The following is an 11,773-nucleotide window of genomic DNA, read 5'->3' as shown; positions in this document are numbered from 1 at the left end:
GGGCTGGGGTGGAGAGGGCTTTTTGAACATCTTCCTTGAGCACCCGCCCCCCAGGGCCGCTGCCCTTTAGGCTGGCCACATCCACCCCGCTTTGGGCAGCCAGACGAGCGGCCGCCGGCATCACCTTGGCCTCGGCCGCCGACGGAGAGGAAGGGGCCGGCTGCGGCTTCGGAGCGGCTTGGGCAGCGGGTTCGGCCGCTTGGACCTCTTGTTCCTCCAACAGGGCCACCACATCCCCTACCCGGGCCTGCCCGCTTGGGATGAGAATTTTGCTGAGCACCCCACTGGCGGGGGCCGGCAGCTCCAAGGTGGCCTTGTCGGTCACCAGCTCCACCACGGGCTCATCGGCCCGCACCTGTTCGCCTTCTCTCTTGAGCCACTGGCCGATCTCCACTTCGGTGATGGACTCCCCCACAGGGGGAATTTTGAGTTCGATAGGCATCTTCTTCCTCCGGGATTTCCGGTCGCCCTCGCCTAGCCAACCCTAGGCCTAAAGCCCTAAGGCCTGCCGCACCAGGGCTTGTTGCTCTTTGTCGTGCACCTTCTTGGACCCCACCGCCGGGCTGCTGGACTCGGGACGGGCCACCACCCGCAGAGGACGGCCGAATATCCGGTCGCCAAAGCGGGCCCGGATAAACCACCATGCCCCCATGTTGGCCGGCTCCTCCTGAACCCAGACCACCTCGGCGCTGCTGGGGTAGGCAGCCATAGCGGCCTCCAGCTCCTTTTGCGGGAAGGGGTAGAGCTGCTCCAGGCGAATAAGGGCCACATCGTCCTTGCCCGCGGCCCGACGGGCCGCCTCGAGGTCGTAGTAGACCTTACCCGAGCAGAGGAGTATCCGGCTGGCCCCGGGGTTGGAAGGCCCCGCCAGCACCCGCTGGAAGCGCCCTTTGGTGAGGTCTTCCAAGGGTGAGACCGCATCGGGATTGCGCAGAAGGCTCTTGGGGGTCATCACGATGAGGGGCTTCCGCCAAGGCCGCTTAACCTGACGCCGAAGCAGGTGGAAGTACTGGGCCGGGGTGGTGGGGTAGGCGACCTGCATATTGTCGTTGGAGCAAAGCTGCAAGAAGCGTTCCAGTCGGGCGCTGCTGTGCTCCGGCCCGCCCCCTTCCATGCCGTGGGGCAAGAGAAGCACGATGCCCGAAAGGCGGCTCCACTTGGCCTCAGCCGAGGCAATGAACTGGTCTATGATGACCTGCGCGGTGTTCACGAAATCGCCGTACTGGGCCTCCCACCCCACCAAGGCGTCGGGCATGTCCAGGCTGTAGCCGTACTCAAAGCCCAGCACCCCTGCCTCGGAGAGGGCCGAGTTATACAGCTCCACCGGGGCCTGGCCCTCGGCCAGATGGTTGGCCGGGATGTAGCGCTCCCCGGTGCGGTAGTCGGTAAAGGCCCCATGCCGCTGGGTAAAAGTGCCTCGGATCGTGTCCTGGCCAGAAATGCGCACCCGGTGCCCCTCCACAGCCAGCGAGGCAAAGGCCAGCATCTCGGCCGCGGCCCAGTCCAAAGGCCGCTTGTTCTGGCCCATCTCGCGCCTGGCCTCCAGGAACTTGCCCAGGCGGGGGTGCAAGGAGAAGCCTTCCGGAAGGCGGGTCAGGGCCTCCATAAGGGCCGAGAGCTTCTCCAGCGGCACCCCGGTCTCAGGGTCGGGCACCCCCTCCTCGGGCCCCCCCAGGTAGCCCTTCCAGACCCCTCCTCCAGCGGGCGGGCGGGTAGGGGTAGGCTCCCGCCGAGCGCCCGAGAAGGCCGCCTCGAGGGTTTCCTGGTACTGCTTGGCCAGGCCCTCGCAGCCCTCCTTGGTGCAAACCCCCTCGGCCTCCAGCTTGGCCTGGTAGACCTGGTAGAGAGGCTTTTTAGCCGCGATGCGGCGGTACATGTCGGGCTGGGTAAAGCTGGGCTCGTCGGTTTCGTTGTGGCCGCGCTTACGGTAGCCAATGAGGTCAATGAAGACATCCCGCTTAAAGGTACGGCGAAACTCCATGGCCAGCTCCACCACCCCCACCAAGGCCTCAGGGTCCTCGGCGTTCACATGGAAGATGGGCGACTCCACCATCTTGGCAATCTCGGTGGCGTAGCGGCCCGAGCTGTATTCATGGGGCTCGGTGGTAAAGCCCACCTGGTTGTTGAGGATGATGTGCAGAGCCCCTCCCACGGTGTAGGCGGGCAGGCCGGAGATGTTGAGGGTCTCCTGGACGATACCCTCCCCAATGAAGGCCGCGTCGCCGTGGACCAGAAGGAGCATCCCCTTCTCCCTTCGCACATCCCCAAAGCGGTCCTGCTTGGCCCGGGTGCGGCCCATGGCCACCGGGGCCACGAACTCCAGATGGGAAGGGTTGAAGTTGAGGGAGAGGTGGACCTTCCCAAAGGGGGTTTCAATGTCGCTGGAGTAGCCCAGGTGGTACTTCACGTCCCCCTGGTACCCCTCAGGGAAATGTTCCTCAAATTCCAAGAAGATGTCCCGCAGAGGTTTCCTAACCACGTTGGCCAGGACGTTAAGGCGGCCCCGGTGGGCCATCCCCATCACCACCTCCACCACCCCCTGGCGGGCCGCGGCCTCTAGGGCCAGGTCAAGGAGGGGAATGAGGGACTCGGTGCCCTCGAGGCTGAAGGTTTTCGCCCCTAGGTACTTCTTCTGCAGGAACTCCTCAAAGAGCGTGGCCTGCATAAGCCTTTCCTGGATTCGGCGCTTTTGCTCTGGGGTGGGCTTAGCGAACCCCGCGGCCAAGCGCGCCTCAATCCAGTTGCGCACGGTGGGGTCGTCCAGGTGGCCGTACTCTATGCCCACCGTGCCGCCATAGCGGGCCTTATACTGCTCCAACACCGCCCGGAGGGTAGGGGCCCCCAGCTCGAGGGGCACCGGCCGGTCCAAATCGGCCTCGGTTAGGCCAAAGTAGCTGGGGTCAAGCTCGGGGGGGGTGCGGCGCTCGCGGCCCAGGGGGTCTATCTGGGCGATGAGGTGGCCCCGCTCGCGGTAGGTGCGCAAAAACCGCACCGCCCGCAGGAAAAACGAGGCCATCTCTGACAGCTCGGCCTCGGAAGGTTGTCGCGGCACCACCGCCCCGTTGCCGCCTATGGGCTCGGTCTGGAGGTTCTGAAAGTAGCGCGACCACTCAGGGGGAATGGAGCTAGGGTTCTCCTGGTACTGCTGGTAGAGGGCCTCGAGGTAGGCCAGGTTGGAACTGTCCACGGTGTGTTCCATACTCACGGCTCTTTAGTCTACCCCTTCTTCAGCTGAAGATGTGAGCCGCCAAACCCTCACACCAAGGCCTCCACCTGGGCCGCGGCCTCGAGGTCAAGCCGGGTAATCCCCCCGGCGGAGTGGGTCACGTAGGCCACCCGCACCTTGCGCCACATAATCTCCAGGCTGTCCGGGTGGTGGTCGCTGCGCTCGGCCAGAAGGGCCACCCTCACCGCAAAGGCCACTCCCTCGGGGTAGCTCCTGAAGCTGAAGGTCTTTTCCAACCGCCCCTCCACCACCGCCCAACCGGGCAGCCGGGCCAGCCCTTGCTGAATCTCGGTTTCACTCAAAGGGTCTGCCATACCTCCTCCTCTCCCCCATTCTCCCCGATGGCGCTCGAGCCAATGGTGGGCGAACTCGTATAGGAGTCCCGGGCGGGCCTCGGCAAGCCCCCACAAAAAGCGCATCAGCTCCCCTTCGGAAAGGGCCAGGAGAGGTTCGAGGTGCACCAGAGAGGCCCGGCCCAGCCTACGCCGTACAAAGATTTCCGGGGCCTCTAGGGCGGCTAAGGCCACCGCCACCACGTGTTTGCAGATGGGGCCTTGGTAAGGGCAGGTACAGCGCCAGCTTCCCTTGCGCAGGTCAATCTCCACCCGGTAGGGGAAGGGGCTGCTCCCGGCCACCCGGGCCTGCAACCGCTGCCGCCCGCGGGCCGCCTCGAGGATGGCCCCCTGTAAGAAGCGCTGCCGCCCACGCTCCAGCACCCCTTCCTCCGCCAGGGCGAGCAGGCTTTCCAGCTCAAGCCGCACCTCCTCATGAAAATCTAGTCCGCCGTACTTTGCAAGCCCAGGCCTTATGGATAAACTAGTTTTGGGCCGCGAGGCCCGATTCCTTCAGGGCGGGGTGGAATTCCCCACCGGCGGTGATGGCGCAGAAGCGCACGAGCCCGCGAAGCCTGGAAATCGCTTCATCCAGGCCCGATTTGGTGAGAACCCAAAGCCGACGGTGAAAGTCCGGATGGGAGAAGGAGTGGAGTCTGGGCGTCCCTGCGCCCGGGCAAGAAAGGTGAGCGACACGTCCTAAAAACCCCCCAACAACCACAGCGAGATGGGCAGCTCAAGCGTTGCCCTTTTTGGCCCACGGCTTAGGAAAGCCAGGTTGGGTGCAGCATCCTGCACCGACCCCTGGTGCGTCTTGTTTCGGCTTCTGAGGAGACCCGATGCAAAGGCTTCTACTCTTGCTCATGGCGTTCGTTTCATTGGGGTTTGCGCAAAACCAAAAGGTTCGGGTGGGGCTCGGCTACATCCCCGACGTTCAGTTCGCCCCCTTTTACCTTGCAGTGACCGAGGGGCTCTACGCCGCGCGAGGGCTCGAGGTGGAGTTCCAGCACGGCTTTGTGAGCGAGCTGTACCCTCTTTTGGCCCAAGGCAGGCTGGACTTCGTGGTGGGGGATGCCGAAGATGTGATAGCCCTGCGGGCCCAAAACCCCCAGGCCACCCCCTTCAAGTACGTGATGGCCATGTACCAGTCGGTGCCCAACGCCATATTTTCCCTAGCGGAGAAAAACATTCGCTCGGTGCGCGACCTAAAGGGTAAAACCATCGGCATGCCCGGGATGTTTGGGGTTTCCCTGACCTCGCTCCAGGCCATGCTGCGCGCGGCTGGCCTTAAGGAAAGCGATGTAAAGCTCCTCCAAATTGGCTTCACCCAGGCCGAGGCGGTGGTCTCGGGACGGGTGGACGCAGCGATGGGCTTCATCAACAACGAACCCGTCTTTTTGCAGGCTCGAGGGGTCAAGCTCAACATCATCCCCGCCGGGCCCTACAACAAAAGCCCAGGGAATGGGGTCATCACCACCGACAAGGTTCTGGAGAACCCCGAGATGGTGCGGCGCTTCCTGGCCGCTTCCCAGGAAGGGCTGGCCCGGGTACTGGCCGACCCCAGGCAGGGCTTTGAGGCCGCCCGGCGCTATGTTCCTAACCTAGGGGAAGACCGCATGGCGGTGCTTAGGGCCTCGGTGCGGCTCTACCAGTCCACCTACACCCGCCGGATGGGCCTGGGCTTCTCCGACCCCCAGGCCTGGGTGAGCAGCCTGACCCTCCTACGCCAGACCGGGCGCGTCAAGACCGAGCTTCCCCCCACCGCCTTCTACACCAACGAGTTCTTGCAGCCAGGGGTGCAGGCCCAAACGCTGGCTAAGCGCTAAGCAGCCCACAAGAACCCCGGCCTCCTGTGGGGGCCGGGCTGGTGTTTACCGGGGCCCTCGGGTCAAAAGGTTGGCAAACCCCAAGGCCAGCACCGCCACCAGGCCCAAGGCCCAGTAGGGGAAGCCGCTGGGAATCCAACCCTGCTGCTGGAGCAAAAAGAGCAAAAGGGCTACCAAAAGGGCAGTCAAGGCCCACAGGGCAAAGGGCTTCAGGCCTTCCAAGTCAGCCCTCCTTAGGAACGCGGTGCAGGTGGTAGTAGGCCTCGTTGGGCACCCAGCCTAGGGCGTTGGCTAGGCGGTTGGTGAAGTTAAACATGGCCGCCACCTGGGCCGCCTCAAAGATGGCCTCGTCGGAAAGGCCCTGCGCGCGCAGGGCCTGAATATCAGCGCTATCCATCTTCTCCGAGGCCACGGTCATGCGGTAGGCGAACTCCAAAAGGGCCCGCTCCTTAGGAGTTAGCGGGGCTCGGCGAAAGTTGGCGATGAGCACATCGGGAAGCACCGGGTCGCCGGTCAGCTCGCGAAGGTAGGCCGAGTGGGAGGCCAAGCAGTACTCGCAGCGGTTGATCGCCGAAACCACCACCGCAATCATCTCCCGCTCTTTGCGGCTCAGGTGCCCCTCGCTGCGCATGAGGTGGTCGTAGTAGCGGAACCAGCGCAGAAAGTGTTCGGGCAGCAGGGCAAAGTTGCGGGCCACATTGGGCACAAAGCCGGTCTTCTCCTCAAACCTAGCAAAAAGGGCCCGCACCTCCTCCGGTAGCTCCGCGGGCTCCGGCACCCGCAGCCAGGCCGTGGGCGCGGCCCGCTCCTTCTCATCCACCCTCATGCCTCACCCCCTTCGGCCTCCTGCTGGGCCGCCCAGCGCTCGGGCACCCGCTGCTCCAGAAAAGCCACGATGTCTTGGGTGCTGGTGCCAGGACCGAAAACCGCCGCCACCCCCATGGCCTTCAGGTAGGGGACGTCCTCATCGGGGATGATCCCCCCACCGAAGAGCAGGATGTCGTCCGCCCCCTGCTCCTGCAGGAGCCGGCGCACCTCGCTGAAGTAGTGCATGTGGGCCCCAGAGAGGATAGAGAGGCCGATCGCATCCACATCCTCCTGCAGGGCCGCCGAAACAATCATCTCCGGGGTCTGGCGCAGCCCGGTGTAGATCACCTCCATCCCCGCATCCCGCAGGGCGCGGGCCACCACCTTAGCCCCCCGGTCGTGCCCGTCCAGCCCTGGCTTGGCGATGAGCACCCGGATTCTTCTGTCCATGGCCTCATCTTACGCCACGGACCGCGCCCCGACCAGACCTCAGGGCCTATAGGGGCTACTCTGGCCGCCCTCATCTTGGCTGGGCGACTGGCCGGCCAGGGCCCTATCCAGAATCTCCCGCCAGCTCGAGTAGGGGCGTTGGCCGGTGTACCGCTCGCCGTTCACGAAGAAGCTGGGGGTACCCGTGAGGCCCAGCTCGAGGGCTAGCTTCTGGTCGGCAAGCACCCCAGCCCGTTTGCTGCCCGACTTGAGGCACTGCAGGAAGGTGGCCGGGGCCATACCCACCTGGCCCGCTAAATCGGCGAAGTAGCGGTCTAGGGCCTCCCCGCTCAAGCCGGCCCACTGAAGCTGCGCCCTGAACAGGGCCTCGTGGTACTCCACGTACAGGTTGCTGTCGGCAGCGCAAGCTGCGGCCTCCCCAGCCCGGATGACGTTTTCCTGGCCGGTAAAGGGAAAGTCGCGGAAGATGTAGCGAACCTTCCCCGTGTCTATGTAGTCGCGCTTGATGAAGGGAAAGACCTCGTTGGCGTGGTCGCGGCAGTGGCTGCACAGGTAGTTGGAAAAGTCCACCACGGTCACCTTTGCCTGGGGGTCGCCGATCACGAACCGGGGGTTTTGGGCTGGGTCCAAAGCGCTGGCGCTGGGCCTGGGCCGGAGGACCAAGAACAAAAGGGCCCCGACCACCAAGCCGAGCGCCGCCACAGCGATAAAGAGGGTTCTTTGCATACCTACGATTCTACGGGGTCTCTATGAAAAATATAGCGGTGCCCTAGCTAAGCCTGCTGGCGGGCTTCCCCTTCTTCGGTAAGCCAGAAAGGGGCCGCGTCGCGGGAAACCATCTGCTCGCTGGCGATAGCCTCCTTGAGGTCTTTGGGCAGGACGAACATGGCCTCCAGGTAAGCGGCGTCCAGGTGCTTGAGCTGTAGCCCCCGCTCGAGGATGCGGGCCTCCACCGTACCCTCGCTCAGTCCAGCCACGTCCACCGCGTCCGAGGCCACGATGAAACCGAAGTTGAGCATAAAGCCCGGGATGTAGTTGTGGTAGCTCCGGGTGTAGCGGAAGACCTGCTTTACGGTGTGGTGGACCACCGGGTGCATCCTGTGGTGGGTAAGCAGAATCATCCCGGCCTGCATGGCCATAAGCCCGCCGGGGTTAAGACGGCGCTTGACCAACTCGTAAAATTCCACGGTGTAAAGCATCCGGGCCGGGTTGTCCTCGCCCACTGGGTCGTTGAGGTCCACGATCACCACATCGTAGGTCTCGGGGTGTGCCTCCAGCCAGGCCCGAGCATCGGCGTGGACCACCTGGGCTCGAGCATCGTCAAAGGACCCCTGGTGCCACTCGGGCAGGTACTTCCGGGCCATCTCCACCAACTCATCGTCAATATCGCACATCACCACCCGCTCCACCGTGGGGTGTTTGAGCACCTCCCGCAGCGTGGCCCCCTCACCCCCACCCACCACAAAAACCGAGCGGGGCCTGGGGTGGGCCAGCATAACCGGATGCACCAAGGTTTCGTGGTAGATGTACTCATCGCGCTCGGTGGACTGCACGTCCTTGTCCAAAACCAACACCTTGCCAAAAGCCCCGGTATCAAAGATGAAGTACTCTTGGTACTTGGTGCGGCCCGAGGCCAACACCTTGTTCATCCGGCGCAAGATGGACTCGTAGGGCGTGACCAGCTCGAGGTAGTACATCCCGTATTCCATGGCAGACCTCCTGCAAATCGGCGCCCGGGCTAGGCCCCAAGGGCGTCCTCAAACCGCAAAGCGTGATGCCTAGGGCTTTCTGCGCTTTATTTCGTGCTCTCCCCCACGCCAGAAGCGAAAGGCCGACTCCTCGCGGGCCCCAAAGGCCCGGGCCAGCCCCCGCAAGACCGACTCGGGGTCCACATCCGGTTTGTAGAAGTAGAGGTCAAGGGCCGCGGAGGCGTTGTCCTCAGGCCAGGTGTGAATCATCACCGCGGCCACCGGAGAGAGCACCGCCGCCGAAAGCCCTTGGGGATAAAACTTGTAAACCGTGGACTGGATGCTTCCCGAAGGGGCCCCCAGCTTAAGCACAGCGTCCTTTAGGGCCAGCTCAACCAGCCTGGGGTTCTCCAGCACCTCTAGGTTGCAGCCGTATATCTCCGCCACCCAGCGACCCCCCGCGACCGTCGTCACGGCTTTCTATGCTAACACAGGTTCAGGCCAGGGAACGCTCAGGCAAAGAGCGCAACCACCCAAGGGCAACCACCACCTGCCCTAAGAGCACCAAGGTAATCAAAACCCCGATCGCATCGGCCGGCTCCGGCCCTCCCAGCAGCCACCCCACCGGGCTGGGCACCGGCAGCCCCAGGGTACGGTCCAAAAGGTAGACGGAAGCAGTAAAAAGGGCAACAGCAAGGGCAAAAAAGACAAAGGGGCGGGCCTGGGCCGGGGGCACCACCCCGTTGTGCATAAAGCCCAGCATCAGAATAAAAAACCCGTCGGCCAAGAGCAGGGATATGCCCCAAAGCATCAACTGGGCGTAGAAAAAGGCCTGGGGCTGCTCGAGCAGCAGCCGCTCAGAAGCGATGGGCCCACAAGGCCCTCCTCCCAAAGGGGTGTTCGCCCACCCCAGAAGCTGCAGGGCGAAGGGAAGGAAGAGCAGGCCCACCAAAACTCCCAGCCGCCGGTCGCAAAGGCCGAACATACTCCCATGTTGCCCATAAAACCCAGGCCGTGGGTAGGGAGGAATATCCCCAGAGGTCAAAGCCGGGAGAAGTAGAAGCGAACGGCCTCCAGTAGGGCAAGCCCACTCTCTCCACTTTTTTCCGGGTGAAACTGCGGGGCCACCAGATTGTCTCGAGCGAACAAAGCGGTAAACCGGGTGCCCGCATAGTCGCTCAAACCCGTGCTGCCCTCCACCAAGGGCGCATAGTAGGAGTGCACGAAGTAGAAGTAACGCCCCGAGAGGCCCTGGAAGTGGGCGGTGTACTCCACCGTGTTCCAGCCCATTTGGGGCACCCGAGGAGCCTGAAAACGCCTCAACCGGCCCCTGACCAGGCCCAGCCCTAAGACCCCCGGAGCCTCTTCCGAGCCCTCAAACAGGACCTGCATCCCCACGCAGATACCCAAGAAGGGTTTCCCCGAGGCGATGTGCTGCCGCACCCCCTCCTCAAAGCCCGAGGCCCGAAAGGAGTGCATCACCTGACCAAAGTGTCCCTGCCCAGGCAGCACCAAGAGGTCGTGGTGGGGCACCGCGGCGGGGTCGGCGGAAACGGTAACCCGGTAACCAGCGGCTTGGAGGGCTTTGGCCGCGCTGCGGAGGTTGCCCGAGCCGTAGTCTATGAGCAGCGTTCTCATAGCACCCCTTTGGTGCTGGGTAGATCGCCCCGGGTCAGTCGGGTGGCTTGGTAGAGGGCCCGGGCCAGGGCCTTGAAGGTAGCCTCTATCACATGGTGGGCCTCCCGACCGGCCAAAAGCCGCACGTGGAGGGTAAGCCCGGCGTGGTTGCACAGCCCGCGCAAAAACTCCCGCAGGTGGTAGGCGTTCATCCCCCCCGCGCTGCCCTCTACCCCTAGTTCCTCGGGGGCAAAGGCCAGGTGGCTCCTTCCCGAGAAATCAAGCACCACCTGAACCAGGGTCTCGTCCATGGGCACGGTGGCCTCCCCATAGCGCTCTATGCCCTGCCCCTCCCCCAAAGCCCTCCTCAGCGCCATCCCCAGGGCAATGCCCACATCTTCCACCAGGTGGTGGACGTCCACAGCCAAGTCCCCCTGGGCTTCCACGCTCAGCCCAAAGCGGCCGTGCCGCTGCAAGGCCAAAAGCATGTGGTCCAGGAAGGGCAGGCCCGTAGAAATCCGGCCCGCTGGGGGGCCTTCCAGCTCGAGGCTGAGCAAAATCCGGGTCTCGGCGGTGGTGCGCTCCACCTGGGCGCTACGCATGGGGCACCTCAGCGAGGGCGAAAGCGGCCTGCAAAAAGCGATCGTTCTCCTCCGGGGTGCCCACCGAGACCCGGATACAGCCCTCCAGCCCAGGGTAGTGATCCTGCCGACGGACCAGAATGCCCCAGCGCAAAAGCCCCTGGTAGGCCCAAGCCGCGTCGGGGGTGCGAATGAGCAGGAAGTTGGTCTGGCTTGGATAAACCCGCCAGGTGGGGTGGGCCTGCAGGGTCTGGTACAGCCTTTCCCGCTCAGCCACCAAAGTCCTCACCACCCCCTCAACATAAGCGGGGGCTTCTAACACGGCCAGCAGTACCTGGGCGGTGTGAGCGGGAAGACCAAAAGGCGGAACAAAGTTCTGAAGAACCCGGGCCACCTCAGGGGAGGCCATCAGATAGCCTGCGCGTATCCCGCCCAGGCTGAAGGCCTTGGAGAAGGTGCGCAAAAGGGCCACCTGGGGGTTGCTCCGGGCCAATTCCATGTGGTTGCTGCCGGAGAACTGATGATAGGCCTCATCTATGACCAGAAGCCACCCCGTCTCACCAGCCCGCTCGGCCAGGCAGGCAACCTCTTCCCCGGCGAAAAGCCGACCGGTGGGGGCATGGGGGTTGGCTAGGAAGAGAACCCCGGGTCTCTCGTCCATAGCCCGCAACAACCCCTTCAGCGGCAGGGCGAAGCCTTCTTCCAGGGGCACCGCCTGGTAAGGGGTGGCGGCGATACGGGCTGAGAAGGCGTAGTGGGGAAAGGAAGGTGCGACATCCAGCACCCTGGAGGCCGCCTGGGCCAAGGCCTGAATGAGCAGGTTCGAGCCTGGCGAGAGCACCAAGCCCTCCACGGGCCAGCCCAGCCAAGCTGAGAGCCGCTCCCGAACATCCTCGGCGTGCAAGCGAGGATAGCGGTTGTAGCTCAAAGCAGCTAGGCGCTCCACCACCCGGGCCTTGATCTCAGCCGGCAGGTCGTAGGGGCTTTCGTTTTGGTCAAGCTTGATGGGGGCCTCTACCCCCTGGTAGGGGTAGCTGGGCAGGCCCCCAAGGTGGGGTTTGAAGGCCTTCATCCCCCAGATTCTCAAGAGTCAGGGGCCCGCCGTCAAGGTTGGGCTTTGCTGACCTCTCATCACTTTTCCCACCCCTGTACCCGTTGCCGCAGAAGACCTGTGAGCGTCCGCACCGCCACACTCCGCAGGGAGGGGGGCCCCTGGGCCAGAAGGAGGCGGGCTAGTCGGAAAAGG

At 64.0% G+C, this 11,773-nt stretch carries 14 protein-coding genes and 1 riboswitch; of the genes, 1 reads left to right on the top strand and 13 read right to left on the bottom strand.

Translation table 11 applies throughout. The features are described from left to right. The 3 genes from Mlute_RS11690 to Mlute_RS16170 form a co-directional block, all read right to left on the bottom strand. Positions 1-442: biotin/lipoyl-containing protein (locus Mlute_RS11690; RefSeq protein WP_182482556.1), on the bottom strand; the 442-nt coding region annotated here is incomplete at its 3' end. A 48-nt stretch (positions 443-490) separates the two neighbouring features. Further along, positions 491-3,199 (bottom strand): 2-oxoglutarate dehydrogenase E1 component, encoded by a 2,709-nt coding sequence (locus Mlute_RS11685; RefSeq protein WP_119360812.1) that lies wholly within the window; start codon positions 3,197-3,199, stop codon positions 491-493. Positions 3,200-3,255: 56 nt separating this feature from the next. Further along, complete coding sequence (locus Mlute_RS16170) at positions 3,256-3,987, bottom strand: 4a-hydroxytetrahydrobiopterin dehydratase (protein ID WP_245958951.1); 732 nt, start codon at positions 3,985-3,987, stop codon at positions 3,256-3,258. 76 nt (positions 3,988-4,063) lie between these two features. Further along, positions 4,064-4,211, top strand: a riboswitch (FMN riboswitch). Between the two features lie 186 nt (positions 4,212-4,397). Between Mlute_RS16170 and Mlute_RS11670 the strand changes: the two genes are divergently transcribed. After that, positions 4,398-5,384 (top strand): ABC transporter substrate-binding protein, encoded by a 987-nt coding sequence (locus Mlute_RS11670; protein WP_119360811.1) that lies wholly within the window; start codon positions 4,398-4,400, stop codon positions 5,382-5,384. A gap of 45 nt (positions 5,385-5,429) precedes the next feature. Here the strand turns inward: Mlute_RS11670 and Mlute_RS15670 are convergent, their stop codons facing one another. The 10 genes from Mlute_RS15670 to Mlute_RS11625 form a co-directional block, all read right to left on the bottom strand. Beyond that, the gene (locus Mlute_RS15670; RefSeq protein ID WP_182482555.1) at positions 5,430-5,606 is read right to left on the bottom strand and encodes a hypothetical protein; all 177 of its coding nucleotides are present in this window, start codon (positions 5,604-5,606) and stop codon (positions 5,430-5,432) included. 1 nt (position 5,607) lies between these two features. Further along, complete coding sequence (locus Mlute_RS11665; RefSeq protein ID WP_119360810.1) at positions 5,608-6,210, bottom strand: peroxidase-related enzyme; 603 nt, start codon at positions 6,208-6,210, stop codon at positions 5,608-5,610. Then, positions 6,207-6,641, bottom strand: coding sequence for a cobalamin B12-binding domain-containing protein (locus Mlute_RS11660; RefSeq protein WP_119360809.1), 435 nt, complete (start codon positions 6,639-6,641; stop codon positions 6,207-6,209). The genes Mlute_RS11665 and Mlute_RS11660 overlap by 4 nt, the downstream gene beginning before the upstream one ends. Before the next feature lie 39 nt (positions 6,642-6,680). Further along, a complete protein-coding gene (locus Mlute_RS11655) occupies positions 6,681-7,367 on the bottom strand; it encodes a DsbA family protein (protein ID WP_119360808.1) in 687 nt (228 codons plus the stop codon). Between the two features lie 47 nt (positions 7,368-7,414). After that, positions 7,415-8,350 (bottom strand): polyamine aminopropyltransferase, encoded by a 936-nt coding sequence (gene speE / locus Mlute_RS11650; RefSeq protein ID WP_119360807.1) that lies wholly within the window; start codon positions 8,348-8,350, stop codon positions 7,415-7,417. Between the two features lie 69 nt (positions 8,351-8,419). Continuing rightward, entirely contained in the window at positions 8,420-8,803 is a 384-nt protein-coding gene (locus tag Mlute_RS11645; RefSeq protein ID WP_119360806.1) for an S-adenosylmethionine decarboxylase family protein, read from the bottom strand. Between the two features lie 22 nt (positions 8,804-8,825). Continuing rightward, positions 8,826-9,314, bottom strand: a complete 489-nt coding sequence (locus Mlute_RS11640; protein ID WP_119360805.1) for a hypothetical protein — start codon at positions 9,312-9,314, stop codon at positions 8,826-8,828. Positions 9,315-9,370: 56 nt separating this feature from the next. Beyond that, positions 9,371-9,967 carry an imidazole glycerol phosphate synthase subunit HisH gene (hisH, locus tag Mlute_RS11635; RefSeq protein ID WP_119360804.1) on the bottom strand — a complete coding sequence of 199 codons (597 nt, stop codon included), beginning with the start codon at positions 9,965-9,967 and terminating at the stop codon, positions 9,371-9,373. Next, complete coding sequence (gene hisB / locus Mlute_RS11630; protein WP_119360803.1) at positions 9,964-10,548, bottom strand: imidazoleglycerol-phosphate dehydratase HisB; 585 nt, start codon at positions 10,546-10,548, stop codon at positions 9,964-9,966. The genes hisH and hisB overlap by 4 nt, the downstream gene beginning before the upstream one ends. Then, positions 10,541-11,599, bottom strand: a complete 1,059-nt coding sequence (locus Mlute_RS11625; protein WP_119360802.1) for a pyridoxal phosphate-dependent aminotransferase — start codon at positions 11,597-11,599, stop codon at positions 10,541-10,543. Before Mlute_RS11625 ends, hisB begins: the two co-directional genes overlap by 8 nt. Between the last annotated feature and the right edge of the window lie 174 nt (positions 11,600-11,773).

The sequence above is a fragment of the Meiothermus luteus genome (genome assembly GCF_003574085.1).
GTDB classification, from domain to species: Bacteria; Deinococcota; Deinococci; order Deinococcales; family Thermaceae; genus Meiothermus; species Meiothermus luteus.
The sequence above is the reverse complement of the archived record's forward strand: the minus strand, read 5'-3'. Positions and strand labels throughout refer to the sequence as shown.